At 70.6% G+C, this 26,022-nt stretch carries 24 protein-coding genes and 1 pseudogene; 14 read left to right on the forward strand and 11 right to left on the reverse strand.

Features of this window, described 5'->3' with window-relative positions:
* Nucleotides 1-32 precede the first annotated feature (32 nt).
* Nucleotides 33-371: a carboxymuconolactone decarboxylase family protein gene (locus BKK81_RS27180; protein ID WP_071019324.1), complete on the forward strand. Its 339-nt coding sequence runs from the start codon at nucleotides 33-35 to the stop codon at nucleotides 369-371.
* Here the strand turns inward: BKK81_RS27180 and BKK81_RS27185 are convergent.
* The gene (locus tag BKK81_RS27185) at nucleotides 326-1,015 is read right to left on the reverse strand and encodes a uracil-DNA glycosylase family protein (RefSeq protein ID WP_071019327.1); all 690 of its coding nucleotides are present in this window, start codon (nucleotides 1,013-1,015) and stop codon (nucleotides 326-328) included. The genes BKK81_RS27180 and BKK81_RS27185 overlap by 46 nt on opposite strands.
* 54 nt (nucleotides 1,016-1,069) lie before the next feature.
* On the reverse strand, nucleotides 1,070-2,155 hold the full coding sequence (locus tag BKK81_RS27190; protein WP_071019330.1) for a calcium:proton antiporter: 1,086 nt from the start codon (nucleotides 2,153-2,155) through the stop codon (nucleotides 1,070-1,072).
* 434 nt (nucleotides 2,156-2,589) lie between these two features.
* Between BKK81_RS27190 and BKK81_RS27195 the strand changes: the two genes are divergently transcribed.
* Nucleotides 2,590-3,564 carry a Bug family tripartite tricarboxylate transporter substrate binding protein gene (locus BKK81_RS27195; protein WP_071019332.1) on the forward strand — a complete coding sequence of 325 codons (975 nt, stop codon included), beginning with the start codon at nucleotides 2,590-2,592 and terminating at the stop codon, nucleotides 3,562-3,564.
* A gap of 56 nt (nucleotides 3,565-3,620) precedes the next feature.
* Here BKK81_RS27195 and BKK81_RS27200 read toward each other — a convergent pair whose 3' ends face one another.
* Nucleotides 3,621-4,337 (reverse strand): MgtC/SapB family protein, encoded by a 717-nt coding sequence (locus BKK81_RS27200; protein ID WP_418235902.1) that lies wholly within the window; start codon nucleotides 4,335-4,337, stop codon nucleotides 3,621-3,623.
* 193 nt (nucleotides 4,338-4,530) lie between these two features.
* A complete protein-coding gene (locus BKK81_RS35700) occupies nucleotides 4,531-4,674 on the reverse strand; it encodes a hypothetical protein (protein ID WP_156811461.1) in 144 nt (47 codons plus the stop codon).
* Nucleotides 4,675-5,377: 703 nt separating this feature from the next.
* On the opposite strand from BKK81_RS35700, the gene BKK81_RS27205 reads away from it, so the two are divergent.
* Together BKK81_RS27205 and BKK81_RS27210 are read left to right on the forward strand one after the other, a co-directional pair.
* Nucleotides 5,378-6,109, forward strand: a complete 732-nt coding sequence (locus BKK81_RS27205) for a BON domain-containing protein (RefSeq protein WP_071019338.1) — start codon at nucleotides 5,378-5,380, stop codon at nucleotides 6,107-6,109.
* Nucleotides 6,110-6,234: 125 nt separating this feature from the next.
* Nucleotides 6,235-7,503: a glutamate carboxypeptidase gene (locus tag BKK81_RS27210; protein WP_071019339.1), complete on the forward strand. Its 1,269-nt coding sequence runs from the start codon at nucleotides 6,235-6,237 to the stop codon at nucleotides 7,501-7,503.
* Between the two features lie 253 nt (nucleotides 7,504-7,756).
* On the opposite strand, the gene BKK81_RS27215 is transcribed toward BKK81_RS27210, so the two are convergent.
* Nucleotides 7,757-8,647, reverse strand: a complete 891-nt coding sequence (locus BKK81_RS27215; protein WP_071019341.1) for a LysR family transcriptional regulator — start codon at nucleotides 8,645-8,647, stop codon at nucleotides 7,757-7,759.
* Nucleotides 8,648-8,830: 183 nt separating this feature from the next.
* Here BKK81_RS27215 and BKK81_RS27220 point away from each other — a divergent pair, with 183 nt between their 5' ends.
* From BKK81_RS27220 to BKK81_RS27240, 5 genes are all read left to right on the forward strand, one after another.
* A complete protein-coding gene (locus BKK81_RS27220) occupies nucleotides 8,831-9,304 on the forward strand; it encodes a CidA/LrgA family protein (protein WP_156811462.1) in 474 nt (157 codons plus the stop codon).
* Entirely contained in the window at nucleotides 9,297-9,989 is a 693-nt protein-coding gene (locus BKK81_RS27225; protein ID WP_071019345.1) for an LrgB family protein, read from the forward strand. The genes BKK81_RS27220 and BKK81_RS27225 overlap by 8 nt, the downstream gene beginning before the upstream one ends.
* Before the next feature lie 141 nt (nucleotides 9,990-10,130).
* A complete protein-coding gene (locus tag BKK81_RS27230; protein WP_071019348.1) occupies nucleotides 10,131-11,045 on the forward strand; it encodes a glutaminase in 915 nt (304 codons plus the stop codon).
* 207 nt (nucleotides 11,046-11,252) lie between these two features.
* Nucleotides 11,253-12,419, forward strand: coding sequence for a thiolase domain-containing protein (locus BKK81_RS27235; RefSeq protein WP_071019350.1), 1,167 nt, complete (start codon nucleotides 11,253-11,255; stop codon nucleotides 12,417-12,419).
* Between the two features lie 4 nt (nucleotides 12,420-12,423).
* Complete coding sequence (locus BKK81_RS27240; RefSeq protein ID WP_071019353.1) at nucleotides 12,424-12,825, forward strand: Zn-ribbon domain-containing OB-fold protein; 402 nt, start codon at nucleotides 12,424-12,426, stop codon at nucleotides 12,823-12,825.
* 93 nt (nucleotides 12,826-12,918) lie between these two features.
* Here BKK81_RS27240 and BKK81_RS27245 read toward each other — a convergent pair whose 3' ends face one another.
* Both BKK81_RS27245 and BKK81_RS27250 read right to left on the reverse strand, forming a co-directional pair.
* On the reverse strand, nucleotides 12,919-16,440 hold the full coding sequence (locus BKK81_RS27245; RefSeq protein WP_071019356.1) for a pyruvate carboxylase: 3,522 nt from the start codon (nucleotides 16,438-16,440) through the stop codon (nucleotides 12,919-12,921).
* A gap of 207 nt (nucleotides 16,441-16,647) precedes the next feature.
* Nucleotides 16,648-16,974 carry a hypothetical protein gene (locus BKK81_RS27250; RefSeq protein WP_071019358.1) on the reverse strand — a complete coding sequence of 109 codons (327 nt, stop codon included), beginning with the start codon at nucleotides 16,972-16,974 and terminating at the stop codon, nucleotides 16,648-16,650.
* A 269-nt stretch (nucleotides 16,975-17,243) separates the two neighbouring features.
* Here BKK81_RS27250 and BKK81_RS27255 point away from each other — a divergent pair, with 269 nt between their 5' ends.
* Nucleotides 17,244-18,488, forward strand: a complete 1,245-nt coding sequence (locus BKK81_RS27255; protein ID WP_071019361.1) for an MFS transporter — start codon at nucleotides 17,244-17,246, stop codon at nucleotides 18,486-18,488.
* A gap of 7 nt (nucleotides 18,489-18,495) precedes the next feature.
* On the opposite strand, the gene BKK81_RS27260 is transcribed toward BKK81_RS27255, so the two are convergent.
* Nucleotides 18,496-19,110 carry a GNAT family N-acetyltransferase gene (locus BKK81_RS27260; protein WP_335582878.1) on the reverse strand — a complete coding sequence of 205 codons (615 nt, stop codon included), beginning with the start codon at nucleotides 19,108-19,110 and terminating at the stop codon, nucleotides 18,496-18,498.
* A 323-nt stretch (nucleotides 19,111-19,433) separates the two neighbouring features.
* Between BKK81_RS27260 and BKK81_RS27265 the strand changes: the two genes are divergently transcribed.
* Nucleotides 19,434-20,507 carry an NAD(P)-dependent alcohol dehydrogenase gene (locus BKK81_RS27265; RefSeq protein WP_071019364.1) on the forward strand — a complete coding sequence of 358 codons (1,074 nt, stop codon included), beginning with the start codon at nucleotides 19,434-19,436 and terminating at the stop codon, nucleotides 20,505-20,507.
* A 27-nt stretch (nucleotides 20,508-20,534) separates the two neighbouring features.
* Here BKK81_RS27265 and BKK81_RS27270 read toward each other — a convergent pair whose 3' ends face one another.
* Nucleotides 20,535-22,130, reverse strand: a complete 1,596-nt coding sequence (locus BKK81_RS27270) for an acyl-CoA synthetase (protein WP_197523987.1) — start codon at nucleotides 22,128-22,130, stop codon at nucleotides 20,535-20,537.
* A 217-nt stretch (nucleotides 22,131-22,347) separates the two neighbouring features.
* Here BKK81_RS27270 and BKK81_RS27275 point away from each other — a divergent pair, with 217 nt between their 5' ends.
* Together BKK81_RS27275 and BKK81_RS37120 are read left to right on the forward strand one after the other, a co-directional pair.
* On the forward strand, nucleotides 22,348-23,235 hold the full coding sequence (locus BKK81_RS27275; RefSeq protein ID WP_083384472.1) for a DUF3626 domain-containing protein: 888 nt from the start codon (nucleotides 22,348-22,350) through the stop codon (nucleotides 23,233-23,235).
* Nucleotides 23,236-23,248: 13 nt separating this feature from the next.
* A pseudogene (locus BKK81_RS37120) lies at nucleotides 23,249-23,332 on the forward strand (IS5/IS1182 family transposase); the annotation flags it as partial.
* Between the two features lie 59 nt (nucleotides 23,333-23,391).
* Here BKK81_RS37120 and BKK81_RS27280 read toward each other — a convergent pair.
* Nucleotides 23,392-24,108, reverse strand: a complete 717-nt coding sequence (locus BKK81_RS27280; RefSeq protein WP_231908103.1) for a DNA alkylation repair protein — start codon at nucleotides 24,106-24,108, stop codon at nucleotides 23,392-23,394.
* Between the two features lie 240 nt (nucleotides 24,109-24,348).
* Here BKK81_RS27280 and BKK81_RS27285 point away from each other — a divergent pair, with 240 nt between their 5' ends.
* Nucleotides 24,349-25,587 (forward strand): serine hydrolase domain-containing protein, encoded by a 1,239-nt coding sequence (locus BKK81_RS27285; RefSeq protein WP_071019367.1) that lies wholly within the window; start codon nucleotides 24,349-24,351, stop codon nucleotides 25,585-25,587.
* Nucleotides 25,588-25,693: 106 nt separating this feature from the next.
* Here the strand turns inward: BKK81_RS27285 and BKK81_RS36165 are convergent, their stop codons facing one another.
* On the reverse strand, nucleotides 25,694-25,960 hold the full coding sequence (locus BKK81_RS36165) for a hypothetical protein (protein WP_071019369.1): 267 nt from the start codon (nucleotides 25,958-25,960) through the stop codon (nucleotides 25,694-25,696).
* Nucleotides 25,961-26,022: the final 62 nt, after the last annotated feature.

Below are 26,022 nucleotides of genomic sequence, written 5' to 3' on the forward strand. Positions count from 1 at the left end.
CGCCTGGCCGCATCCGCAGGGAGCCGATCATGATGCTCGAGTGGGATGCCTACCGCAAGCAGTTGCTGGCCACCATCGCCGACATGGCCAAGCTCAGCCCGCAGACCGTGCAGGGCTACGGCCACCTCAGCGAGGCTGGCGCCAAGACCGGCCACCTGGATGCCAAGACGCGCGAACTGATCGCGCTTGCCGTGGCGGTCACGCGGCAGTGCGACGGCTGCATCGCCGTGCATGCGGAGGCCGCCGCCAAGCGCGGTGCCACGCGCGAAGAGGTGATGGAAGCGCTCGGCGTGGCGATCGCCGTGAACACCGGCGCCGCGCTGGTCTACTCGGCGCGCGTGATGGACGCCTTCGCCTCCCGTACTGCCTGAATTCCCTGCGGCGCCGGCGCGCCGTGCGCCGCCAGGGCCGCCTGCACGCGCTCGCGCAGCAGCGGCAGCAGGTCGCGCGCGAACCAGGGATGGTGCTGGAACCAGCCTTGGTTGCGCGGCGAGGGATGGGGCAGCGGCATGCAGCCGGGTCCGTAGTCCGCGCAGGCGGCCACGGTCTCGGTCAGGCTGGCGCGCGCGGCGCGGCCGAGGAAGCGGCGCTGCGCGTATTGCCCGAGCAGCAGCGTGAGCCGGATCCCTGGCAGCCTGGCCAGCAGCGTATCCAGCCACAGCGGCGCGCACTCGCTGCGCGGCGGCAGGTCGCCGCTCTTGCCGCGGCCCGGGTAGCAGAAGCCCATCGGCACCAGCGCGATGCGCGAGGCGTCGTAGAAGACGCTGTCGTCCACCCCCATCCATTGCCGCAGGCGCGCGCCGCTGGCGTCGTCCCAGGGGATGCCGCTGGCATGCACGCGCGCGCCCGGGGCCTGCCCGACCACCAGGATGCTTGCGCCGGCGCCCGCCTGCAGCACGGGGCGCGGGCCCAGCGGCAGGGCGTCGGCGCAGGCGCGGCAGGCGCGGATCTCGGCAAGCAGGCTGTCGAGGTCGCCGCACGCGGGCGCGGCGGGCAGGTCGGGTCGGCGGGGCATGGGCGCGTGCCGCGCGCGGCGGCTCGGGGGAGTCGGGGGGGGGGCTCAGTGGGCTCAGGGGATGATGGACAGGAACAGGTAGGCGGCGAAGATGGCCAGGTGCACCACGCCTTGCAGGATGGTGGTCCGGCCCAGCCCCAGTGTCAACGTCGACACGACCACGGTCAGCGCCAGCAGCACCATCTCCTTCGGACCGAGGCCCAGCGTCAGCGGCTGGCCCACCACGATGAAGACAGCGGCGACGGTGGGAATGGTCAGCCCGATGCTGGCCAGCGCCGAGCCCAGCGCCAGGTTCATGCTGGTCTGCAGGCGGTCCGCCTGCGCCGCGCGCAGCGCTGCCAGGCCTTCCGGCAGCAGCACCATGGCCGCGATGATGATACCGACCACCGCGGCGGGAGCGCCGGCCCGCGCCACCGCCGATTCGACCACCGGCGACAGCACCTTGGCCAGGCCGACCACGGCCACCAGGCACACCATCAGCAGCGCCAGGCTGGACAGCGCGACGCGCACCGGCGGTGGCGGCGCATGCACGGTTTCGTCGGAGACCCCGGCAATCAGGAAGTAGTCGCGGTGGCGCAGCGTCTGCACGAAGACGAAGACGCAGTACAGCACCAGCGCGATGATGCCCGAGAAGGCGAGCTGGGGCGGCGACAGTACCGGGCCCGGCACCGTGCTGGTGTAGTTGGGCAGCACCATGGTCAGGGTCATCAAGGCGGCCAGCACGGCCAGCGCCGCGGTCGCGCCCGGCGCCTTGAAGGCCTGCTCGCGGTGGCGCAGGCCGCCCACGAACAGGCACAGGCCGACGATGCCGTTGCACAGGATCATCACGGCGGCGAACACCGTATCGCGCGCCAGGGCCGCCTTCTCGGGGCCGGACGACAGCATCACCGAGACGATCAGCGAGACCTCGATGACGGTCACGGCGATCGCCAATACCAGCGTGCCGAAGGGTTCGCCGACGCGGTGGGCCACCACCTCGGCGTGGTGCACCGCGGAGAAGACCGCGCCGGCCAGCGCCAGCGCCGCGATCCAGAGCAACCAGGCCTGGCCGGGCAGGGCGGTGTGGGCGCCGAGCACGGCCCAGGCGCCCAGCGGCGCCCAGATCGTCCATGCCGGCAGTTTGTTCGAAGCCAATGCCATCCCGTTGATTTCCTTTCCTGTGTCGAGTGATCTTTGTGTTGTTCTCGGATGTCTGTCCAGCGTCACGTGATGGATTCGATAGATCCGCGTGGCGTCTGTCTTGGACCAGGGGTAAGGCAGGGAAGATGTCCTATGGTTCCGCGAAATTTGAAGATTTTCGACTCATATAGTGGAAGTTTTCTTCGAATGATCGGAGGGTGGCGCCGTTTCACGGTAGGTTTTCATCGATCCGCGAAGTGGCGCAAACTTTGCCTGAGCGCATCCACGTGCCGCCGCCGCGCGGGTCTGGCGGGGCGGTTTGCCGGCTTCCCAATCCGCATTCGTCCGCCCTACAATCCGCGTCGCGCGCGAGCCGTAAGAGCCGCAACGGCGGGCAGGACGGCGCGCCCCTGGTCCGGCACAGGTCCCCCGGGGATCACAGAACAAGGAATCCGATGAAACAGTCTCTTGCCGCCGCGCTGGCGCTGACCGCCGCGCTGTCGGCTTCGTTCGCCGCCGCGCCGGCGCTGGCCGCCTATCCCGACCATCCCGTCACGCTCGTGGTGCCCTATGCGGCCGGCGGCAGCAATGACCTGGTGGCGCGCGTGCTTGGCCAGCGCCTGTCGCGCGAACTGGGCGTCTCGGTGGTGGTGGACAATGCGCCCGGCGCCAGCGGCACCATCGGTGCTGTCAAGACCGTCAATGCCGCGCCGGACGGTTATACGCTGCTGCTGGGGTCGAACAGCGAGATCTCGATCGCGCGCTTGACCAACCCGCGTATCCGTTACGACGGCCAGCGCGACCTGGTGCCGCTGCGCATGGTCGGGTCCCAGCCGATGGTGCTGGTGTCGGGCGCGCAGTCGGGCATCCGCGGCATCGACGGCTTCCTGGCGCTGGCCAAGAGCCACAAGCCGGTCAACTACGGCACCTCGGGCATCGGTACGCCGCTGCATCTGTCGGGCGAGCTGATCCGCAGCGCCAGCAAGGTCAATATGGCCCACGTGCCCTACAAGGGGGGAGCGCCGGCCATTGCCGACCTGATGGCCAACCAGATCGAGCTGGGCGTGCTGGTGCTGTCCACCGCGCTGCCGCAGATCAAGTCGGGCAAGCTGCAGGCCATCGGCGTGACCTCGGCGGCGCGCTCGCACGCGGCGCCCAACATCCCGGCGCTGGCCGAGAACAAGGCCCTGGCGGGCATCGACATGCGGCTCTGGTTCGGCGTGTTCGCGCCGGCGGCGACGCCCAAGGCGGTCACCGACCGGCTGTCGGAAGCGCTCGCGCACGCCATCAACGATCCCGAGGTCAAGGGCAGGCTGTCCGAGGCGGGCGTCGACATCGACGCCAAGGATGGGGCGGCCTTCCGCGCCTTCATCGCCAAGGAGACCGAGGCCTACCGCAAGATCGTCAGCGAGGCCAATATCCAGGAGTGAGGCGGGCCGCCGGCCGTCGGCGGCCCCTTTGACCGGCCGGCCGGCGCCGGCCATCGTCAGTCGGTGGTGCTGGGGCTCCAGTAGGCCTGCGAGACGAAGGGTTTGAGCACCAGTCCCTCGACCACGCGGTCGAGTTCGTCCGAGTCCACCGAGGTGCTCAGCAGGGTGGCGACGATTTCCACGTCGTCCTCGCCGAAAGTCTCCACATCGAGGTCGCCCACCGGGTAGTTGGCATGCTCGAGGCTGTCCTCCAGCGCGGCCAGCGCCTGCTTGCCGTGCTCGCGCGGGGCGATCACGCGCATCTGGTAGGTGACTTCGGTCGAGGCGTCGTCGATCGGCGCGCGGTTGATGGTGTTGACCACCGGGCGCAGCAGCGTGTTGGCGGCCAGCACGAACAGCGAGGCGAGCAGGGCCTCGGCGGCGAAGCCGGCGCCGGCGCAGGCGCCCACCGCGGCGGAGCCCCACAGCGTGGCGGCCGTGTTCAGGCCGCGCACATTGATGCCTTCCTTCATGATGGCGCCGGCGCCGAGGAAACCGACGCCGGATACCACGTAGGCGATCACCCGCACGGCACCGTCGCCGCCGCCCAGGCGGCAGGCCAGGTCGACGAAGACGGCGGCGCCGACCGCCACCAACGCATTGGTGCGCAGCCCCGCGGTACGTTGCCGGAACTGGCGTTCCAGCCCGATCGCGGAGCCGAGCACGAATGCGAGGGCGAGGCAGGTCAGGGTGTCCAGCAGCGGCAGCCACTGGAAGTTGTTGATCATGCGCACAGAATCGTTCTCCTTTGCCGCCACCGGCCGGCCGGCTGGCGCGGTTGCGGGCATCCGCCCGCAAGGCTAGCCGGCGCCCATGGCAGGCGCGTGACGCAGCCGCCGGCGCGCGCGGGCGCGCCAGCGGTGCGGTCGATGAGTCGGGAAGTCGGAGGGGGCGGCCCCGGCACGGGCGCCGGGACCGCCGCGGCGTTCAGCCGCGCCAGCCGCCCAGCAGGCGGCGCAGCCAGGCGGCTGCGCGCCGCGCGCCGGCCTGGCGCATGGCGCGCAGGCGGTCGGCGTCGTGGGTGGCCATTTCGGGGTGACGGAAGTCGGGCAGCAGGACAGCGTATTTCATGTGGATTCTCCTGTCGGGGCCCGGACCCGGCGTCGCTCGGCGGATCGGTCAGGCGAGCGGCGCGCTCGGTCGGGCAGGTTCGTGGCAGGCGCGCCGGCCATATGGGGCGCGCGGCGGTTCGGATGACGGACTACAAGGGTCGTCGGGCATCGTTGGCCTCCTGGTTGCGGTGGAACAAATGGGGCGCCCGCCCGTGCGCACCATGGTGCGCACGGGCGACCGGGACGGCGGGCCGTTTCGCGGGCGGCGCGCCATGGCCCGGGACGCGCCGTCACGCGCTGGCGTGGCGGACGGCCCAAGGCCGATCCCTTCGCGGGCGGCACAGCGCCTGCGAATGATTCGGGTAAAGCGTATGGAGTGCGGGTCAGCCGCTAGGGCACTAGGGCTGGATGCGCACCGTCTTGCAGGTCCTGCCAGACGGTGGCCGGGGAATGCGGCGGAAAGTCTGGCGGGGGTTAATGCTTGACCAACGGATCAGGACAACTGGAAGTGTCCAATTGGGAACCCCAAACTTTTAACGAAGCGAGGACTATAGCCCGTTGGCCTGTCAAGGTCAAGCCGCACGGCCGTGCGCGAGAGCGCCGGGGCCGTTCCTATAATGGGTTGGGGTCCGTCCGCGCGGGCGAGGCCCGCGCCGCCATGCCCCGCGTGCGCCGCGCGGCGGGAGGGCATTCCACACGGCAGTCGAGAGGAGGCAGACATCATGCAGAGTAGCGAATCAGTGCTGACGCAGGCGCGTGCCGCCCTGGCGCATGTGCCTTTCCATGGCCATCCGCAGCATCCGGTCATCCATATGCGCCTGGACCACGGCGCCTTGCTGCTGGAGGGCGAAGTGGCGGACATCGTCGACAAGACGCGCACCGCGGCGCAGATGCGCCGCGTCGATGGCGTCTCCAGCGTGATCGACCACCTGCGCGTGGCGGACGGCAGCAATCCCGTGGGCGATGGCGAATTGCGCGCCGCGGTGTGCGACCGCCTGCTCGACGACATCGACTTCCGCAACTGCCGCATCAGTGCGCGGGCCAAGGGGCGCAGCAACGAGCTGCGCGCGGCCGGAGAGGACAGTGCCGGCGAGATCGAGGTGGGTGTCGCCGACGGCGTGGTCACGCTGAGCGGGCATGTGATCAGCCTCTCGCACCTGCGCCTGGCCGGCGTGCTGGCGTGGTGGGTGCCAGGTTGCCGCTGCGTCGTCAACGAACTGAAGGTCGAGCCGGCGGAGGCGGACAGCGATGCCGAGATCACGGAGGCGCTGCGGCTGGTGCTGGAGACTGACGATTTCGTCGATGCCGAGCAGATCGGCGTGCATACCGAGGGCCGGGTGGTGACGCTGGATGGCTGTGCGGTCACCGACGCGGTGCGGCGCCGTGCCGAGCAGGACGCCTGGTATGTGCAAGGGGTGGAGAACGTGGTGAACCGGATCGAGCTGGCCGGCTGAGGCCGGCCGGTTGGCTGGGCAGTGCTCGCTTGGCGCGCACGGAGGCGATAGCATGGGCGTTCGTCTGCGCGCCGGCAGGAGGAGACGGGCGCGCGGCGGACCCAGCCAACCACAAAGGAGATCCCATGCCCTTCGCCTTCCGCCGCGCCCTGGTCGCGGCCTGCGCCGCGCTGTGCTGCGGCACCGCGTTTGCCGATGCCGCCAAGGTGCCCGCCGCCGATGCCGGACTGCTTGCCGCCGCCCGCGCAGCCCAGCCGGCGCTGGAGCAATCGCTGCGCGACATGGTCGCGATCGAATCCGGCAGCGCCAACGCGGCCGGGCTGGCGCAGATGGCGGACTACACCGAGCGGCGCCTCATCGCGCTGGGCGCCAGGACCGAGCGTTTCGCCGCCACGCGCGGGCCGGGCACGCTGGTCCAGGGCACCTTGGTCGGCACCGGCAAGCGCCGCATCCTGCTGATCGCCCACATGGATACCGTCTACCCGGCCAACACGCTGGCGACCCAGCCGATCCGGCGCGAGGGCAACCGCCTGTACGGCCCGGGCATCGCCGATGACAAGGGCGGCATCGCGGTGATCCTGCACAGCCTGGAGATCCTGAAGGCGCGCGGCTGGCGCGACTTTGCCCAGCTCAGCGTGCTGTTCAATCCCGACGAGGAGGTCGGGTCGGGCGGTTCCGGCGAACGGATCGCGGCGCTGGCCGACCAGCACGACGTGGTGCTGTCGTTCGAGCCCTCGCCCGACCGCGCCACCGCCGGCGCCGAGGGCGTGCTGCTGGCCGCCAGCGGCACCGCCACGGCGACCCTGACCATCAAGGGGCGCGCCTCGCACGCCGGCGCCGCGCCCGAGCAGGGGCGCAATGCGCTGCTCGAGCTGGCCTACCAGCTGCAGCAGACGCGCGACGTGGCCAAGGACGTGCCGGGCACCCAGCTCAACTGGACCAGCGCCAGCGCCGATGGCCCGCGCAACCAGATCCCCGAGACCGCCTCGGCCGGGGCCGATGTGCGCATCAGCGTGCCGGGCGGCGCGCAGAAGCTGGAGGCCGCCCTGCAGCAGAAGGTCGGGGCCGGGCACCTGGTGCCGGACACCCAGGCCACGGTGACGATGAGCGAAGGCCGCCCGGCCTACGTCGCCGACGCGCGCGGCCAGGCGCTGGCGCGACGCGCCCAGCAGATCTACGCCGAACTCGACGGCCGCAAGCTGCTGCTGATCCCCGGTACCGGTGGCGGCACCGACGCCGGCTTCGCCGCGCGTTCGGGCAAGGCCGCGGTGCTGGAAAGCCTGGGCCTCGCGGGTCACGGCTACCATGCGCGCGATGAGTATGTCGATCTCGAAGCCGTGGTGCCGCGGCTCTACCTAGTCACGCGGCTGCTGGAGGAGATCGGGCGGGAGTGAGGCGGCAAACGGCACGGCACGAACCCCGTCGCGTTGGACGAAGCCAACAGAGCCGCCAACACCGCTCGCCAAGCACAAGGTCTTGGCTCCCTCTCCCCGCATGGGGAGAGGGTGGGGGTGAGGGGTGGTCTAGCAAGGCACCACACCCAAGCGAAGCCTAGGGTGTGATCCAGCACGTGAGCAAAGAAGCGAAGCCGATGGTGTGATCCCGGCCGCCACGGTCAGCCGGCGCCATGCACGCCCCGGTCGCCCTTCACGGCGCCGACGGCGTGCCGAAGGCCCGCTGGCAGGCGTCCAGCCAGGCCCGGGCTGCGCGTGACAGGTAGCCTTCGCGCCAGACCAGTCCCAGTTCCCAGGTCAGTTCGGGCGCGGCCAGCGGGCGCACCGCCACGCGCGCCGGGTCGAGGCTGCGCGCGATCGGCTCGGGCAGCAGGGCGATGCCGACGTCGGCCGCCACCAGTTCGCCGATGAAGTCCCAGTGGCGGCTCTGGCCGGCGATCTGCGGCAGGAAGCCGGCGGCCTCGCAGGCGTCGAGGATGACGCGGTAGAGCACGAAGTCATCTTCGTACATGACGAACGACTCGCCGGCCAGCGCCGCCAGCGGTAGCGCGCGCATGCTCGCCGGCGCGCGCGCGGCGGGGTAGATCACCGTCAGCGCGTGGCGGGTCACGGGCAGGGTGCCCAGGCCCGGCACCGTGGCGGGCAGCACCGTGACGCCGAGGTCCAGTTCGCCCGAGGCCACGCCTTCTTCCAGTGCCCGGCCGCCCTGTTCGCGCAGGCGCAGCGCCACGCCGGGGTATTGCCGGCGGTAGGCGCCGATGACCGGCGCGAAATAGCGTCCCGCCATCGGCGGGATGCCCACCGCCAGCTCGCCGCGGGCCATGCCGTCGACCTCGGCCACTTCCTGGCGCAGGCGTGCCACTTCGGCCAGCACCGCCTGGCCGCGCGCCAGCACCACCTTGCCGGCATCGGTGAGCTGCACGGTGCGGCCTTCCCGCAGCAGCAGCGGTCCGCCCAGTTCGTCCTCCAGCGCCTTGACCATCTTGCTGATGGTCGGCTGGGTCACGTGCAAGGCGCCGGCGGCGCGGGTGAAGCCGCCCTGGCGGACGACTTCGACGAAATAACGCAGGCTGCGGATATCCATCGCACGATCCCGTTTTCTATTCCAGATGAGAATCAAATGAATAATTTATATTCATTTTATATATCGGAGCGGGCTTCGTACACTAGAGCATCGCCAGCGTGCGGCCAGTGCACCACCTCCGGATGTGCTGTAACCGCCCCGACCCCAGTACCGATCCCGCCACCTGCGCGCCGCTTCCCGACCATGCCAGCCCTCTCGCCTTCCCCCCACCATCCGGCCGGCCCCGCCGCCGCGCCGTCCCGCCATGCCGTCGCCTCATCCCTGCGCAAGGGAGGGCTGGCCATGGTCCAGGTGCTGGCGCTGTCCGCCCTGTGGGTGCTGGCCGACTGGCTGCGCGGGCGCCTCGGCCTGCCGCTGCCGGCCAGCCTGCTGGGCCTGCTGGTGCTGGCCGCGCTGCTGTTCGGCGGCGTGGTGCGCACCGGCTGGATCCGCGGCGGCGCCGACTGGCTGCTCGGCGAGATGCTGTTGTTCTTCATTCCCGCCGTGCTGGCGGTGGTGCAGTACTCGGACCTGGTGCGGCACGATGGCTGGCGCATCTGCGCGGTGATCGGCTGCAGCACGGTGGCGGTGATGGTGGTGACAGCGCTGGTGGTCGACCGTGTCTACCGTCTCGAACTGATGCTGGCGCGCCGCCAGCGGGAGCGCCACCATGTCTGACGGCCTGCTGGCCGGCCTGTGCTTCGCCGCCACGCTCGGCCTCTACTACCTCAACAAGTATCTCTATGCGCGCCGCGCCAGCCTGCTGCTGATGCCGCTGCTGGCGACGCCGGCGGTGCTGATCGCCCTGGTGCTGGCCGCGCACATTCCCTACCGCGACTACATCGCCGACACGCGCTGGCTGCTGTGGCTGCTGGGCCCGGCCACGGTGGCCTTCGCGCTGCCCATCTACGACTACCGCGCGATGGTGCGCAAGCACTGGCTGTCGATCTCGCTTGGCGTGCTGGCGGCGGTGCTGACCTCGGTCGCCACCTCGGTGTGGCTGGCGCGCTGGCTGGGCCTGCCGCTGGCGCTGCAGAAGGGTCTGGCGGTGCGATCCGTGACCACGCCATTCGCGGTGGAGGCGGTGCGCTCGCTGGGCGGCCCGGCCGATCTCGCGGCGGTGTTCGTGGTCATCACCGGCCTGACCGGCATGGCCATCGGCGAGCTGGTGCTGTCGTGGCTGCCGATGGTGCGCAGCCGCCTGGCCCACGGCGCCATCTTCGGGGCGGCGGCGCACGGCGCCGGCACCGCCAAGGCGCGCCAGCTGGGCGAGGTGCAGGGCGTGGTGGCCTCGCTGGTGATGATGATCGCCGGCCTGGTCAGCGTGCTGGGCGCGCCGCTGATCCGGCTCTGTTTCTTCTAGCGTCGGCGTCTGCCCGCGCGGCCGGCGCGGTACGATGGCGGCCGGGCCCGGCACGGATCCTGCTGGGCCCGCAGGCGGGCGGACGGAGCGATCCGTGCCGTGCCGCCTCGACGACTGCATTCCCGCCTGCCCGGAGCCCGCATGGACTACACCGCCATCCTCGAACGCATCCGCGACGACGTGCAGCCGCTGCTCGGCAAGGGCCGCGTGGCGGACTACATCCCGCAGCTGGGCAAGGTCCGGCCCGATCACTTCGGCATGGCCCTGGTGACGCTGGACGGGCGCTGCCATGCGGTGGGCGATGCCACCGTGCCGTTCTCCATCCAGAGCATCTCCAAGCTGTTCGCCTGCACGCTGGCTTTCCAGCTGCTGGGCGAGGACCTGTGGCAGCGCGTCGGGCGCGAGCCTTCCGGCAATGCCTTCAATTCGCTGGTACAGCTCGAATACGAGCAGGGCCTGCCGCGCAATCCCTTCATCAATGCCGGCGCGCTGGTGGTGACCGATGTGCTGTGCAGCCGCTTCGTGCAGGCCGAGTCGGCCCTGGTGCAGTTCCTGCGCCGGCTGTGCGGCAAGGACGGCATCGACTACGACGGAGAGGTGGCGCGCTCGGAGCTGGCCCATGCCGACCGCAACCTGGCCATGGCGCATTTCATGAAGAGCTTCGGCCGTATCGAGATGCCGGTGCAGGCGGTGATCGACGCCTATTGCCGGCAGTGCGCGATCACCATGAGCTGCGAGGAACTGGCGCGCGCCGCCCTGTTCCTCGCCAACGGCGGCGTGGTGCCGTGGAGCGGCGAGCGCGTGCTGGCACCGAGCCCGACCAAGCGGCTGTCGGCGCTGATGCTGACCTGCGGCACCTATGACGAGGCCGGCGACTTCGTTTACCGCGTGGGCCTGCCGGCCAAGAGCGGCGTGGGCGGCGGCATCGTCGCGGTGCTGCCGCGCCGCTGGGCCGTGTGCGTGTGGTCGCCGGGCCTGGACCACAGCGGCAATTCGCTGGCCGGCGTGCAGGCGCTGGAGTGGCTGACCACGCTGACCGGGCAGTCGATCTTCTGAACGGCGGCGCGCGCCGGCCGTCTCTTTCTGTCAATCGCCTTGATCTTTTCTGCCATTGGCAGCGCCGCGCCGCTGCGCCATCATTGACGATCGCCCGCAGGCTCCCGACGCACGTCCGCCGGCCGGAGTGCCGGCTGGCAGGCGCCCGCGAGCGCGGGCAGGGCGGTGAAATCACGCGGCCGCGGCGGCCGCAAAGGAATCCTCACGATGAGCATCAAAGGCAAGGCCTATATCGTCGGCGCCTACGAGCACCCGACGCGCAAGGCCCCTGACAAGAGCGTGGCGCAACTGCACGCGGAATGCGCCAAGGGCGCGCTGCTGGACGCCGGCCTGACGCTGGCCGACGTCGACGGCTATTTCTGCGCGGGCGACGCCCCCGGCCTGGGCATGATCAATATGGTCGACTACCTCGGCCTGAAGGTGCGCCACGTCGATTCGACGGAAACCGGCGGCTCCTCCTACATCGCCCACGTCTCCCACGCCGCGCAGGCGATCGCCGCCGGCAAGTGCAACGTCGCCCTGATCACGCTGGCGGGCCGCCCGCGCTCGGAAGGCTCCAGCGGCACCAAGGCGCGCAACTGGGGCGCCAACCTGCCGGACCAGCCCTTCGAGGCCCCGTTCAGCCCGGTCACGGTCAACCTGTACGCGATGGTGGCCATGCGCCACATGCACCAGTACGGCACCACGCCCGAGCAGCTCGCCTGGGTCAAGGTGGCGGCCTCGCACCACGCCCAGCACAACCCCAATGCCATGCTGCGCGACGTGGTCACGGTGGAGGACGTGCTGGCCTCGCCGATGATCTCCGACCCGCTGCACAAGCTCGACTGCTGCGTGGTGTCCGACGGCGGCGGCGCGCTGATCGTGGCGCGCCCCGAGATCGCCGCCACCCTCAAGCGGCCCAAGGTGAAGGTCCTGGGCGCCGGCGAGTACGTCAAGGGCCAGCTCGGCGGCGAGGTCGACCTGACCTGGTCGGGGGCGAAGTTCTCCGGCGCGGCAGCCTTCGCCGAAGCCGGCGTGACGCCGGCCGATATCCGCTACGCGTCGATCTACGACAGCTTCACCATCACCGTGCTGATGCAGCTCGAGGACCTGGGCTTCTGCAAGAAGGGCGAGGGCGGCCGCTTCGTCATGGACGGCAACCTGATCGCCGGCGTCGGCAAGCTGCCTATCAATACCGATGGCGGCGGCCTGTGCAACAACCACCCGGCCAACCGCGGCGGCATCACCAAGGTGATCGAGGCGGTGCGCCAGCTGCGTGGCGAGGCGCATCCGGCCGTGCAGGTCAAGGACTGCGGCCTGGCGCTGGCGCAAGGCACCGGCGGCTACCTGGGCTCGCGCCACGGCAGCGCCACCCTGATCCTCGAACGAGAGTAAAGACATGACGACTCCCTACGTTCCCGCCCCGCTCGCCGCCCCCGACGAACAGCCCGACAACGCGCCGTTCTGGCAGGCCGCCCGCGAGGGCCGGCTGCTGGTGAAGGCCTGCAAGGACTGCGGCAAGGTGCATTGGTACCCGCGCGCGCTGTGCCCCTTCTGCCTCGGCGAGACCGAGTGGAAGCCGGCCAGCGGCAGCGGCACCATCTACTCGTACAGCGTGACCCGCCGCGCCGGTCCCACCCCGTACTGCATCGCCTACGTGACGCTGGACGAAGGCGTGACGATGATGACCAATATCGTCGACTGCGACCTCGACACGGTGCGCATCGGCCAGCGCGTCCAGGTGAAGTTCTCGCCCACCGCCGAGGGTGGCGCGCCGGTGCCGACTTTCGCGCCGGCCTGAAGGCCCCGGCCGGCCTGAGCCGGCGGGGCTTTCCCCTCATGGCGGGCCCGCCCGCGGCCTGCCGGCGCTCGGCGGCGCGGGCGCGGTTCCGCCCTACTTGCGCTGCAACTCCAGCAGCAGGGCCTTGGCTGGCACCTGGTCGCCCGGCGCCACGTGCACGGCGGCGATCTCGCAGTCGAACTCGGCGGTCAGGTGGGTCTCCATCTTCATCGCCTCCAGCGACACCAGCACGCTGCCCGCGCTGACATGCTGCCCCGGCTTGACCGCCACCGTCACCACCGCCCCCGGCATCGGCGCGGCCACGTGCAGCGGATTGCCGGCTTCCGCCATGGGGCGGCTGCGCGAGCCCGCGGCCGGGCCGCCGGCGGCGGGCGCCGCGTGTTTCTCCACGTGCGCCATGCGCGGCTGGCCGTTGAGCTCGAACTGCACCTTGAACATCCCTTCCTCCTGCGCGGCATGCACGCCTTGCAGGGCGATCAGCAGCGTCTTGCCCGGGGCGATGTCGACCGCGATCTCCTGCTGCGGCTGCAGGCCGTAGAAGAAGGCCGGCGTGGGCAGGGTGGAGGTGTCGCCGTAGCTGCGCCGGTGCGTGAAGTAGTCGACCGTCACCTTGGGGTACATCAGGTAGGAGGCGAGCTGCTGGTCGTCGAGCGCGCGGCCGCAGGCGGCTTCGCCCTGCGCCCGGGCCGCGTCGAGATCGACCGGCGGCAGGCGGTCGCCGGGGCGGTAGGGAGCGGGCGGCTCCGCCTTGAGCACCCGGCGCGACAGCGCCGCCGGGAAGCCGTCGGGCGGGAAGCCGAGCTCGCCCTTGAACAGCGAGACCACCGACTCGGGGAAGGCGATCTCCTTGGCCGGATCGCACACGTCGGCGGCGCTCAGGTCGTTGGTCACCATCATCAGCGCCATGTCGCCCACCACCTTGGAGGTCGGCGTGACCTTGACGATGTCGCCGAACAGCTGGTTGACCTCGGCATAGGCGCGCGACACCTCGGTCCAGCGGTGCTCCACGCCGAGCGCGCGCGCCTGTTCGCGCAGGTTGGTGTACTGGCCGCCGGGCATCTCGTGGCGGTAGACGTCGGCGGTGCCGGCACGGATGTCGGACTCGAACGGCGCGTAGTAGCGCCGCACGCCTTCCCAGTACATGGAGGCCTCGTGCAGACGCTCCAGGTCAAGGCCCGGATCGCGTTCGCTGCCCGCCAGCGCGGCGGCGATGCTCGACAGGTTGGGCTGCGAGGTGAGCCCGCTCATGGCGTCGAGGGCGCCGTCCACCGCGTCGCAGCCGGCCTCGATCGCCGCCAGAGCGGAGGCTGCCGAGATGCCGCTGGTGTCGTGCGTGTGGAAGTGCACCGGCAGGCCGGTTTCCTCCTTGATGGCCTTGACCAGCGCGGCCGCGGCGCGCGGGCGGCAGATCCCGGCCATGTCCTTGATGCCGAGGATGTGCACGCCGGCACGCTGCAGCTCGCGCGCGATGCCGACGTAGTACTTGAGGTCGTACTTGGCGCGCGCGCCGTCGAAGACGTCGCCGGTATAGCAGATCGCACCCTCGCACAGCGCGCCGCTGTCGCGCACCGCGTCGATGGCCACGCGCATGTTCTCGACCCAGTTGAGCGAGTCGAACACGCGGAACAGGTCGATGCCGGCGGTGGCCGCCTGGCGCACGAAGAAGCGCACCACGTTGTCGGCATAGTTGGTGTAGCCGACCGCGTTGGAGCCGCGCAGCAGCATCTGGAACAGGATGTTCGGCACCGCCTCGCGCAGCTTGGCCAGGCGCTGCCACGGATCCTCCTTGAGGAAGCGCAGGGCCACGTCGAAGGTGGCGCCGCCCCAGCATTCGAGCGAGAACAGCTGCGGCAGGGCGCGTGCGTAGAAGGGCGCGATCGGCAGCATGTCGGCGGTGCGCATGCGGGTGGCGAACAGCGACTGGTGGGCGTCGCGCAGCGTGGTGTCGGTCAGCAGCACGCGCTGCTGGGCCAGCATCCACCGGGCGAAGCCCTCGGGACCCAGCTCGCGCAGGCGGTCGCGCGTGCCCGGCGGCACGGCGGTATCGGTCCAGGCGGGCTGCGCGGGCAGCACCGGCCTGGCCAGCGGCAGCGGCGGCAGGGCGCGTCCCTTCATCTCGGGGTTGCCGTTGACGGCGACTTCGCCGAGATAGCGCAGCAGGCGCGTGGCGCGGTCGCGCCGCTTGGCGAAGGAGAACAGCTCCGGCGTGTTGTCGATGAAGCGGGTGGTGACCTCGCCCGGCGAGAAGGCCGGGTGGTTGATGACGTTCTCGAGGAACTGCAGGTTCGAAGCCACGCCGCGGATGCGGAACTCGCGCAGCGCGCGGTCCATGCGCCGGATCGATTCGTGGGCGCTGGGGGCCCAGGTGGTCACCTTGACCAGCAGCGAATCGTAGTAGGGGGTGATGACGGCGCCGCCGTAGGCGGTGCCGGCGTCCAGGCGCACGCCGAAGCCGGAGGCGCTGCGGTAGGCGGTGAGCTGGCCGTAGTCGGGCAGGAAGCCGTTCTCCGGATCCTCGGTGGTGATGCGGCACTGCAGGGCATGGCCGTTCAGCGCGATGCGCTCCTGCGGCGGCACGCCGGCGGCACGCGCCACCAGCGTGCCGGCGGCATCGTGCTCGTCCTCGGTCAGGCCGATGCGGCCGCCCTCGGTGATGCGGATCTGCGCCTTGACGATGTCGATCCCGGTGACCATCTCGGTCACCGTATGCTCGACCTGGATGCGCGGGTTGACCTCGATGAAGTAGAAGCGCCCGCTGTCGGCGTCCATCAGGAACTCGACGGTGCCCGCATGGGTGTAGCCGACCGCGCGCATCAGCTTGAGCGCCGAGGCGCACAGCGACTGGCGCGCGGCGTCGTCCAGGTAGGGGGCCGGGGCGCGCTCGACCACCTTCTGGTTGCGGCGCTGCACCGTGCAATCGCGCTCGTAGAGGTGGACCACGTTGCCGTGCTGGTCGCCGAGGATCTGCACCTCGACGTGGCGCGCGTTGCGTACCAGTTTCTCGACGTAGACCTCATCGTTGCCGAAGGCGGCCAGCGCCTCGCGGCGCGCGATCGGCAGCATGGCTTCGAGGTCCTGCTCATTCTCCAGCACGCGCATGCCGCGCCCGCCGCCGCCCCAGCTGGCCTTGAGCATCAGCGGGTAGCCGACCTCGGCCGCCAGCCGGCGGCACGCGTCGAGCGCGCGCGGCAGCGGCGGCGTGGCCGGCATCACCGGCACGCCCGCCGCCACCGCCGCGTTGCGCGCGGCGACCTTGTTGCCCAGCGTGCGCATCACGTCCGGCGGCGGCCCGATCCAGCGGATGCCGGCGTCGATCACCGCCTGCGCGAACTCCGGGTTCTCCGACAGGAAGCCGTAGCCGGGGTGGACCGCGTCGACGCCGGTCTGGCGTGCCACGCGCAGGATGTCGGCGATGTCGAGGTAGGCTTCCAGCGGCTTGCGGCCCGCGCCGACGAGGTAGCTCTCGTCGGCCTTGAAGCGGTGCAGCGCGAGGCGGTCTTCCTTGGCGTAGATCGCCACCGTGTGGATGTTCATCTCGGCCGCCGCCCGCATCACGCGGATGGCGATCTCGGAGCGGTTGGCGATCAGCAGCGATTGGATGGCGGGAGTTTTCATGGCCTGTGGCTAGCGATGGAGAAACGGTGGCGGAGGCGCCGGGCGGGCGCGCCGGTCGTGCAGGGGTGGCGCGCCCGACGCCTGGGGGCTCGGGGCCCACTGTAGCGGCGGCTGCCGCATCGGGAAATGGCCGATCCGGCAAGCACGCTTGGCAGGAATGCTCAGGCGGGGCGCGCCGGGCCGCTGCCGGCGCTCTTCCCGCCCGCCTCAGAATGCCTGCGGCGCCGCCTCGTGGTCGCGCACCACGCCGTTCATCACGTCCAGCAGTACGGCCGGCCCGAGCGGGACGGCTGCCTCGATGCGCCGCAGATAGCCCATCAGCTGGTGCCTGGCCGCCTCGGCGAACTCGGGCGAGATGCCTTCGTCCTCATGCAGCAGCACGTAGGAGCGCGCGAAACCGTAGAGCAGGTAGTAGGCGCTGGCGTGGGCGGGATCGCGTGCGATCAGCGCGCGGGTGCCGTCCTTGACGGCCAGGAAGGCGTCCGTGCCGGGGGCGGCGGCTTCGAACGCGTCTGCGATCTGCTTGAGGTGCATGGTGGCCTCGTCCTGTGCAGTGGGCAGGGGGTGGCGTGGCGTCGGGTCTGCGCGAAGGGTGCGGATGCCGTGAAGGGCGCAAATAGGCGGAGAAGGATCCGAGCCGGCCGCGTCACGGCATCTTTCCACTACCGGGGCGCCGGCGCAAGGGCCGCCCGCGCCCCGCGCCATGCCGCTCCTGTGCCATGCGGTACACTGCCCGCCGCGGCGCCCCCCGGGACGCGCCGCGATCCTGCCATGACGCCAACAACACAGGAGGAGCGTCCCCCATGCAAGCCCCCGCCAAGGCCGCGGCATCGCCGTCCGCCGAACTGTCCCCGCCCCAGCACAGCGCCTATGCCTGGAAGGCCCTGGCCGGCTCCACGGTGGGTTATGCGATGGATGGCTTCGACCTGCTGATCCTCGGCTTCATGCTGCCTGCCATCAGTGCCTCGCTGGGCCTGTCGAGCGGGCAGTCCGGCGCGCTGGTGACCTGGACCCTGGTCGGCGCGGTGGCCGGCGGCATCCTGTTCGGCGCGCTCAGCGACCGCTACGGCCGCATCCGCGTGCTGACCTGGACCATCGTGCTGTTCGCCGTGTTCACCGGCCTGTGCGCCTTTGCCCAGGGCTTCCACGACCTGCTGGTCTACCGCACCATTGCCGGCATCGGCCTGGGTGGAGAGTTCGGCATCGGCATGGCGCTGGCCGCCGAGGCGTGGCCCGCGGCCAAGCGGGCGCGCGCCTCGTCGTATGTCGCGCTGGGCTGGCAGGCCGGGGTGCTGATGGCCTCGCTGCTGACGCCGCTGCTGCTGCCGCTGATCGGCTGGCGCGGCATGTTCCTGGTGGGCGTGCTGCCGGCGCTGGTGGCCTGGGTGCTGCGCAACCGGCTGCACGAGCCGGAGCTGTTCGTGCGCCAGGCGCAACGGCCGCGCGCCAACGCCTTCCGGCTGCTGCTCGCCGATGCCCGTACCGCGCGTATCAGCCTGGGCGTGGTGATCCTGTGCTCGGTACAGAACTTCGGTTACTACGGCATCATGATCTGGCTGCCGACCTACCTGTCCAAGACCCTGGGCTTCTCCCTGACCAAGTCCGCGCTGTGGACCTCGGTGACGGTGCTGGGGATGATGGCCGGCATCTGCCTGTTCGGCCACCTGGCGGACCGCATCGGCCGCAAGCCGACCTTCCTGTTGTTCCAGGCCGGCGCGGTCGGCATGGTGCTGTATTACGCGCGCCTGAGCGATCCGCTGGCAATGCTGTGGGCCGGCGCGCTGATGGGCCTGTTCGTCAACGGCATGATCGGCGGCTATGGCGCGCTGATCTCCGAGGCCTACCCGACCGCGGCGCGTGCTACCGCGCAGAACGTGCTGTTCAATATCGGCCGCGCGGTGGGCGGGCTCGGCCCCATCGTAGTGGGCGCGCTGGCCGCCACCTACTCCTTCCCGGTGGCGATCGCGCTGTTGGCCGGCCTGTACTTGCTCGACATGGTGGCCACGCTGTTGCTGATCCCCGAGTTGAAGGGCGTGGCGCTGGAGTAAGGGTCTCCTAAGACGCGGCGCCGGACGCCGGCTCCGCCAGCGGGCAGGTGACGATGCGCAGCGTGGGGTCCTGCGGACAGGCTTCGTCGGCGAAGCCGAGGCGATGGGCGAGCGCGCGCATCGACGTGTTGGAGGCCAGCACATAGCCCATCATCTGCCGATAGCCGCGGGCGCGCGCCACCTCCAGCAGCACCTGCATCAACTGGCGCCCCAGGCCGCTGCCGTGCCAGCTGTCGGCCACGGTGACGGCGAACTCGCAGGCGTGTCCGGCCTGCCGCACGAAGCGGGCGCCGCCGAACAGCGCCTCGTGCCCGTCCTCGCTGCCCGCCGCCACCAGCACGAATTCCCGCGCCGGCAGGGGATGGGTGGTCGATTCGAGCAGGTCTTCCGGCAGTTCCCGCATGGCCGCCATGAAGCGCGAGTGGCGCGACTCCGCCGACAGATGGTGGAAGGCATCGAGCACGGCCGCCTTGTCGGCGCCGCAGATCTCGCGCAGCACGACTTCGCGGCCGTCGCGCAGCATGACGCGCATGGGCAGCGCCGGCATCGGGGCGGTCGCGGATGAGGCGGCGGATGAGGCGGCGGATGAGGCGATAGGCGAGTCGGTGGTCGGCACGGTCATCGTGACATCTCTCCTGGCGGAAACCGGTCGCCGCAACATGGGCGGCGCGGCAGGCGGGCCTCCGGCGCACAGGGCGGCGCGCAGCGCACAGGCGATGGCTCCCGCCGGCGGCGAGGCCGGTACCGCGCATTCTAGTCCACACACGCACTGCCATCGGCCGCGGCCTGCCTTGCGCGATGCCAGATCAGCCAGTCCTGCGCATTGCAGTCGCGCCGCCGGGCCGCCGTCGCGAACGTTCCCCGCCATCCTTGCCTTTCATCAAGTTCACGCCGGCACCCGCTGCCTAGAATGATCTTCCCGACACCGTCTCCACGGAGAGCACCATGGCAAACATGCGAGCCACCGTCTTTCTCGGTCCCGGCAAGATCGCCCTGCAGGAAAAGCCGATCCCGGAAGTGGGCCCGGGCGACGCCCTGCTGCGCGTCACCACCACCACCATCTGCGGCACCGACGTGCATATCCTCAAGGGCGAATACCCGGTGGCGCACGGCCTTACCATCGGCCACGAGCCGGTCGGCGTGATCGAGAAACTGGGGCGCGAGGTCAAGGGCTACCAGGAAGGCCAGCGCGTGCTGGCCGGCGCGATCTGCCCGAGCTTCCATTCCTATGCCTGCCAGGATGGCGTGCCCTCGCAGGATGGGCAATGCCATGGTCACGGCTACAAGCCGATGGGTGGCTGGCGCTTCGGCAACACCATCGATGGCGCACAGGCGGAATACGTGCTGGTGCCCGACGCACAGGCCAACCTGGCGCCGATTCCCGACGGGCTCAGCGATGAGCAGGTGCTGATGTGCCCCGACATCATGTCCACCGGCTTCGCCGGCGCCGAGCGCGCCGACATCAAGATCGGCGACATCGTGGCCGTGTTCGCGCAGGGGCCGATCGGGCTGTGCGCAACCGCTGGCGCGCGCCTGCGCGGGGCCGGCCTGATCATCGTGGTGGACGGCCTCGACGAGCGCCTGGCGATCGCGCGCAAGATGGGCGCCGACGTCACCCTCAATTTCCGCCAGGTCGACGTGGTCAGCGAGATCCTGCGCCTGACCGGGGGCCGCGGCGTCGATGCCTCGATCGAGGCGCTGGGCACGCAGGGCACCTTCGAAGCCGCGCTGCGCGTGCTCAAGCCCGGCGGCACGCTGTCCAGCCTCGGCGTGTATTCGAGCGACCTGCGCATCCCGCTCGATGCCTTCCACGCCGGACTGGGCGACAACCGCATCGTCACGTCACTGTGCCCGGGCGGCAAGGAGCGCATGCGCCGGCTGATCCAGGTGCTCGAGAGCGGACGGCTCGACCTGGGGCCGCTGGTCACCCACCGCTACCCGCTCGCGGACATCGTGGAGGCCTACGAACTCTTCGGCAGCCAGCGCGACGGCGTGCTGAAGGTGGCCATCACGCCCTGAGCCTCATCCCTGAGCCCGGCCGCGTCCTCAGCCTTGCGCGAAGGTCTCGCGCAGTTGGAACTTGAGGATCTTGCCGGTCGGGTTGCGCGGCAGCGCCGGCACCAGTTCGAGCCGGCGCGGGATCTTGTAGCGCGCCAGGCGTGTGCCGGCGAAGTCCTGCAGCGCTTCCAGCGTCAAGGCGTGGCCGGGCTTGAGCGCCACCACCGCCATCACGGTCTCGCCCCAGCGCGGGTCCGGCGCGCCGATCACGGCCGCTTCCGCCACGGCGGGGTGGCCGTACAGCACGCTTTCCACCTCGGCCGGATACACGTTCTCGCCGCCGCTGATGATCATGTCCTTGACGCGGTCGCAGACATAGTAGAAGCCGTCTTCGTCGGCATAGCCGACGTCGCCGGTGCGGAACCAGCCGTCGGCGTCGATCGCCGCGCGCGTGGCCTCCGGCTGGTTCCAGTAGCCGCGCGTCACGTTGGGGCCGCGCACGCAGATCTCGCCGCGCGCGTGCGGCGCGCTCACCGTGTTGCCCTGGGGGTCGACCAGCCGGATCTGGATCAGCAGCGCGGTGTGGCCGACCGAGCCGATCCGGGCCAGCGCATGCTCCGCGGTCAGCACGGTGACCAGCGCGGCGGTCTCGGTCAGGCCGTAGCCCTGCTGCACGGCGATGCCGCGCGCGGCATAGGTGCGCAGCAGGGGCTCGGGACAGGGCGCGCCGCCGCACACGATCTGCCGCACGTGGTCCAGCGGCGCATCGGCGAAGCCGGGGTGCTGGCTGATGAAGAGCAGCATGGCCGGCACCGCGAAGAGGGTGCGCACGCGGTAGGCGGCGATGTCCGCCAGCACGCGTGCCGGATCGAAGTGGCGGTGCAGCACAACGTGGCCGCCCTTGAGCAGGGTGGTCATCAGCAGCACGTTGAGGCCGCCGATATGGAACAGCGGCGCGAACACCAGCAGCACGTCGTCGGCCAGCACGTCCACCGTGTACAACTCGCCGACGTGGTTCCACCAGAAGTTGCCATGGGTCAGCATGGCGCCCTTGGGCCGGCCGGTGGTGCCGGAGGTGTACATGATGACGGCCACGTCGTCGCTGGCCACCGGCACCGGCGCCTGTGCCCAGGGCGCGGCGGCGTCCATCGCGGCCGCCAGCGGCGGCCAGCGCGCCGGGTCGGCGGCTTCGCCCTCCACGCACAGGTAGCGGGCGCAGCACAGCGTGTCGCGCACCGGGTCGATCGTCGCGAGGTGCTCGCCGTCGACCAGCAGGGTGTGGATGCCGGCGTCGTTGGCGATATAGGCCAGCTCGGCGCCGGTCAGGCGGAAGTTGAGCGGCACGAAGACGGCGCCCAGCCTGGCGCTGGCGAACAGCGCCAGCAGGAAGGCAGGGTGGTTGAAGCCGAGGTAGCCGACCCGCATGCCGGGGCGCACGCCGCCAGCGTCGAGCACACTGGCGAGCCGTTCGATCTCGGCCAGCAGGCGGCCGTAGCTCCAGGTCTCACCCTCGAAGCTCAGCGCGGGGCGCTCGGGGCTGCGGCAGGCGCGGCCGGTGAACCAGTGGGCCATGCCGATGGCGGGCAGGGGCGAGGGCTGGCCGCCGAAGCGGTCGGCCGGCAGGTCCAGCGGGGTGGCGCTCATCTGTACGTGTCTCCTGGCGTGGCGGGCGGGTTGGCGGCGCCGGCCGCCGGCAGTCGGGGGCCGGAAGCCGGGCTGGCTGCAAAGGCTAAGCAAGGCGGGCCAGGATGTCTTGCGCGAACTGGCTGGAGGCGCGGATGCCGGGGGCAGGGAGCCGGCGCTGGCGCGATGCGGGGCCATTGCGGATAATCGACGGCAACTGCGTCCAACGCCGCCGAAGATGCCACCCGCAACGGAATCCCGCCCGTCCCGCCCTGCCGCCTGGCTGCCGCCACCCGGCTCGCCGCAGGCACGGGCGCTGGCTGGTGTCGCCGCGCGCAGCGCAGGGGGACCGCTCGCCCCGGACCTGCGCATCACCCTGAACTTCCATCCGGACCGGCTGCACGACGGTGAGCCCATCCTGCGCCGGCTGGCGGTGGACGGTGTCTACCGCTCGCAGTTCGAGACCGGCACCAGCAACGGCGGCCTGAGCGCCCATCCGGGCGGGGAGCGCTGGCGCTGGGAGAGCCGTATCTTCGAGGGCGCCTACGACGGCGAGCCGGCGGCGCAACGGCCCAAGTACGGCGCGCTCGACGACCGGCGCGGCGGCGCCGGCGGCTCGCCGCGCTTCGGCTCGGCCCACCTGCGCCTGCGCGCCGAGGTGCTGGCGCGCTGCACGTTCTGCTTCCCCGACAGCTTCTTCGAGCCGGCGCATTTCGGCGTGCCCGGCCGCATGGCGCTGCTGCCGCTGGTCGCCGCCGCGCGCATGCGGCCGGATGCGGACCTGCTGGACGGCTACATCGAGGCCCATGTCCACGGGCCGCTGCGCCTGGCCGACGATGTCGAGGCGCTGGTGCTCGATCCGAGCTTCCGCGGTACCGAGGTCGAGGCGCTGGCGGCGGGGCTGCCATGCGCCATCGAATGGCACGCAGGCTTTCGCGTGCATGCCGACGTGCTGATCGCCCACCAGGACTACCGCGGCGCGGACGTCGCGCGGCTGGGCCGGGCCCTGGCGCGCGGCGGCGTGCTGACCCCGGCCATGCTGGGCGAAGCCGCGCGCAGCGGTGCCCATGACCCGCAGGCGCTGAAGCGCGTGTGGCATTGCCTGGCACGCTTCGGGCACCCCTGAGAGGCTATTGACGGGCCACAACCCAACGGACCGGCGCGAGCTCGGCCGCAGGCCTCACCTCATCGTCGACGCACAAGGCATCCCGGTCGCGGCCGTGCAGCTGGGCGACTGAGTCCCCCCGCCATTCGCCGCTGAAAATCCACGTGACGCCAGTCGTCAAGCTTCCAAGTGTTTCCTGGCCTCGCGCACCGTCAACGCGGAAAGGTGGTCGCGATGCGCGGCGAGGAATGCCGACACGGCAGCCGGATTCCAATGCGCATAGTCGCGCAGGGCCCAGCCGATTGCCTTGCGGACGAAGACGTCGGACTCCGGCGCCAGCGTCCGAGCGTAGCGGAAGAGGCGCGCCTCGTCCGTCTCCAGCCGCCAGCCCAGCTGGTGGAGCATCGCGATACGCCGCACCCACGGCGAGCGGTGCTCGATCCAGGCGTCGGCGCGCGCCTGCGCGTCGGCGCCGGTCTTGCGCTCACGCGCGATCACGGTGCCGATCGTCACGGCCAGGCTGTCGACGGTGTCCCACCATGGCTCGGCTTGGGCGAGCGCGAGGATCGGTGCGATGTGCACGGGATCGAACCGCTTTGCGTACTTGCGCAACAGATCCGCGGCTGCATAACGGTACTCGCGCTCGGGTTCGCGCCAAAGCCGTTGCGCGACGGCCACCCATTCGCGGTCGCGCCATGGCACGGTCGGCAGCGCGCGCAGTGCCCGCCGGCGGGCCGGCGTGGGAATGCCGAGAAACGGAAACTGATCGCGCATGTAGGCGCGCATTCGGGCGGCCGCGGCCGGATCGGCCAGCGGCTGCAGCGCGTGGCGGACGTGCCCGACGTAGGCCTCGGGAGTGATGCCGGTAGGGGAAGATGGCTGCCGTGCCCTCATGGTTGTCGGCTCCGATGCTTGTGCACAGCGCGAATGATATGAAGATTCAATGACCGGAAGCCAGTTGGTACTGTTTCGGGAAGCACCTCGCACCAAGCCGGGCGCTAGTCACGATTGTCTCCCAGGACGCAAGCGTCTTATGATTTGAATTTCGCCCGTCAATGTTCCGTATGCGAGTATTCGAGCGAAATCCAATGATCCAGCGGACCAGGCCCGAGCCGACCGATCCCGATGCCATTGATGAAAGCACTCGCACTCTATGCGGCCTGTGGGCTGCTTGCTTGCCGCGTCGCCGCGGCATCCCCCGACGAAGAGCTGCTGGGCCGGAAGCAAGGCTATCCGCTGGCGCCGACACTGGCACGCATCCACGATCCCGCTTACATCGTCGGCTCCTTCAGCGGCATGGATCGGCTCGCACCGTCTTGCGAGCTGGCGCCTGCCGATCAGCCGGTGCCACTCATGAGTGCAGACAAGGAAGCGGACGTCCGCTATCGCTTTCGCGGCCACGATTACACGCTGGCGGACTACATGCAGCACCAGCGGGCAACCGCCGTCCTGATCGTGCAGGACGGTGTGATCCTGGCCGAGCACGACGGGTACGACCGCACGCAGCACATGCGGATGTTGTCCAACTCGATGGCCAAGACGCTGGTGGCACTTGCCATAGGCAAGGCGCTGGAGGAGGGCAGCCTGCGCTCGCTGCAGGATCAGGTCGACCAGTACGTGCCTGAGTTGGCGGGCACCCTGTACGGCGGAACCCGCATCATCGACCTGCTGCGCATGGCCTCGGGCGCCAAGTACGTCGAGGACTACACTGCCGGCGACGATCGAGCGCGATTCCTCGCCACGGCTGCCAGGCAGGGCGTGCTCGCGGCCGCCGCGCAGGTGAACGAACGTGCCGATGCGCCGGGTGCGCGATTCAACTATGCGGGGGCGCAGACGGAAGTGCTGGGGCTGGTGCTCCGGGGGGCCACGCATCGCAGCCTGTGCGACTTCGTCGACGAGACGTTATGGAAGCCGATGGGGGCGCAATCCAAGGCAAGCTATCTCGTGCGCGAGTCCGACGGCTCGGCGTTTGCCCAAGGCGGTTTCAACGCGACCGCGCGTGACTATGCCCGCCTGGGCGCGATGCTCGCCAACGACGGCATGGTGCAGGGCCGGCAAGTGGTGACGCGCGACTTCCTGCTGGACATGACGGACGCCTCGCGCCAGCCAGCGCCCTTTCGCCCGGGGCAGATGGTCTATCACGGCAGCCGCTACTACGGTTACGGCTTCCAGACCTGGATTCTCCCCGGAGACGCGCGGCGCTTCGTTTTGCTGGGTGTCTATGGGCAGGCGATCTACGTCGACCCGAAATCACGGCTGACTATGGTCCATCTCGCGGTGGGGCAGGATGCATCGGGTGATGCGAGCGGTGCCCACCTGGGTGCAGAACGTGACGCCTTGTGGCGCGGGGTCGTCGACCGGTTTGCTCGTTAAGGCCGCGTTGGTCGCTCACCGCATCTGGGAATCGAGCGGCCTTTGCAACGATGCGATGAGCCCGCCTGGCATGGCAGGCACCGACCGATTTCAGGGATTCAGTGGACTAGCAGCCGGGCTGCCCCGGCAGCAGCCCGAGCCGGCCCGCCTCGGCAACGATGGCGCGGGCCCGCTCGACGAAGGGGCGGTCGACCATCTTGCCGTCGACCAGGTAGGCGCCGACACCCTCCGCCTCGGCGCCGGACGCGGCCGCCACCACGCGCGCGCCGTGCGCCGCTGAGCGGTCGCTTGGGGCGGGCGAGCGGGCGATGGGGGAAGCGCCGGCGATGCGGGCAGCGCACTTCGCGCGCGAGCGGCCACCGTCCTGTGTCATGATGGAGCCCGGACGGCGGCGGCCCGGAGAGGCCCAGGCGAGGCCGCCACCGGGGCGCGGGC

Origin of the sequence: Cupriavidus sp. USMAHM13, from assembly GCF_001854285.1 — a bacterium.
Taxonomy (GTDB): Bacteria; Pseudomonadota; Gammaproteobacteria; order Burkholderiales; family Burkholderiaceae; genus Cupriavidus; species Cupriavidus malaysiensis.

Excerpts from the sequence above, each read along its gene's own strand:
- BKK81_RS27190 (WP_071019330.1), bottom strand. The coding sequence starts at position 2,155 with ATGGCATTGGCTTCGAACAAACTGCCGGCATGGACGATCTGGGCGCCG.
- BKK81_RS27250 (WP_071019358.1), bottom strand. The coding sequence starts at position 16,974 with ATGCACCTCAAGCAGATCGCAGACGCGTTCGAAGCCGCCGCCCCCGGC.
- BKK81_RS27280 (WP_231908103.1), bottom strand. The coding sequence starts at position 24,108 with ATGAGGGCACGGCAGCCATCTTCCCCTACCGGCATCACTCCCGAGGCC.
- BKK81_RS27210 (WP_071019339.1), top strand. The coding sequence starts at position 6,235 with ATGCCCTTCGCCTTCCGCCGCGCCCTGGTCGCGGCCTGCGCCGCGCTG.
- BKK81_RS27260 (WP_335582878.1), bottom strand. The coding sequence starts at position 19,110 with ATGACCGTGCCGACCACCGACTCGCCTATCGCCTCATCCGCCGCCTCA.
- BKK81_RS27225 (WP_071019345.1), top strand. The coding sequence starts at position 9,297 with ATGTCTGACGGCCTGCTGGCCGGCCTGTGCTTCGCCGCCACGCTCGGC.
- BKK81_RS27230 (WP_071019348.1), top strand. The coding sequence starts at position 10,131 with ATGGACTACACCGCCATCCTCGAACGCATCCGCGACGACGTGCAGCCG.
- BKK81_RS27265 (WP_071019364.1), top strand. The coding sequence starts at position 19,434 with ATGGCAAACATGCGAGCCACCGTCTTTCTCGGTCCCGGCAAGATCGCC.
- BKK81_RS27270 (WP_197523987.1), bottom strand. The coding sequence starts at position 22,130 with ATGAGCGCCACCCCGCTGGACCTGCCGGCCGACCGCTTCGGCGGCCAG.
- BKK81_RS27255 (WP_071019361.1), top strand. The coding sequence starts at position 17,244 with ATGCAAGCCCCCGCCAAGGCCGCGGCATCGCCGTCCGCCGAACTGTCC.
- BKK81_RS27205 (WP_071019338.1), top strand. The coding sequence starts at position 5,378 with ATGCAGAGTAGCGAATCAGTGCTGACGCAGGCGCGTGCCGCCCTGGCG.
- BKK81_RS27215 (WP_071019341.1), bottom strand. The coding sequence starts at position 8,647 with ATGGATATCCGCAGCCTGCGTTATTTCGTCGAAGTCGTCCGCCAGGGC.
- BKK81_RS27235 (WP_071019350.1), top strand. The coding sequence starts at position 11,253 with ATGAGCATCAAAGGCAAGGCCTATATCGTCGGCGCCTACGAGCACCCG.
- BKK81_RS27185 (WP_071019327.1), bottom strand. The coding sequence starts at position 1,015 with ATGCCCCGCCGACCCGACCTGCCCGCCGCGCCCGCGTGCGGCGACCTC.
- BKK81_RS27220 (WP_156811462.1), top strand. The coding sequence starts at position 8,831 with ATGCCAGCCCTCTCGCCTTCCCCCCACCATCCGGCCGGCCCCGCCGCC.
- BKK81_RS27240 (WP_071019353.1), top strand. The coding sequence starts at position 12,424 with ATGACGACTCCCTACGTTCCCGCCCCGCTCGCCGCCCCCGACGAACAG.
- BKK81_RS36165 (WP_071019369.1), bottom strand. The coding sequence starts at position 25,960 with ATGACACAGGACGGTGGCCGCTCGCGCGCGAAGTGCGCTGCCCGCATC.
- BKK81_RS35700 (WP_156811461.1), bottom strand. The coding sequence starts at position 4,674 with ATGAAATACGCTGTCCTGCTGCCCGACTTCCGTCACCCCGAAATGGCC.
- BKK81_RS27245 (WP_071019356.1), bottom strand. The coding sequence starts at position 16,440 with ATGAAAACTCCCGCCATCCAATCGCTGCTGATCGCCAACCGCTCCGAG.
- BKK81_RS27285 (WP_071019367.1), top strand. The coding sequence starts at position 24,349 with ATGAAAGCACTCGCACTCTATGCGGCCTGTGGGCTGCTTGCTTGCCGC.
- BKK81_RS27275 (WP_083384472.1), top strand. The coding sequence starts at position 22,348 with ATGCCACCCGCAACGGAATCCCGCCCGTCCCGCCCTGCCGCCTGGCTG.
- BKK81_RS27180 (WP_071019324.1), top strand. The coding sequence starts at position 33 with ATGCTCGAGTGGGATGCCTACCGCAAGCAGTTGCTGGCCACCATCGCC.
- BKK81_RS27195 (WP_071019332.1), top strand. The coding sequence starts at position 2,590 with ATGAAACAGTCTCTTGCCGCCGCGCTGGCGCTGACCGCCGCGCTGTCG.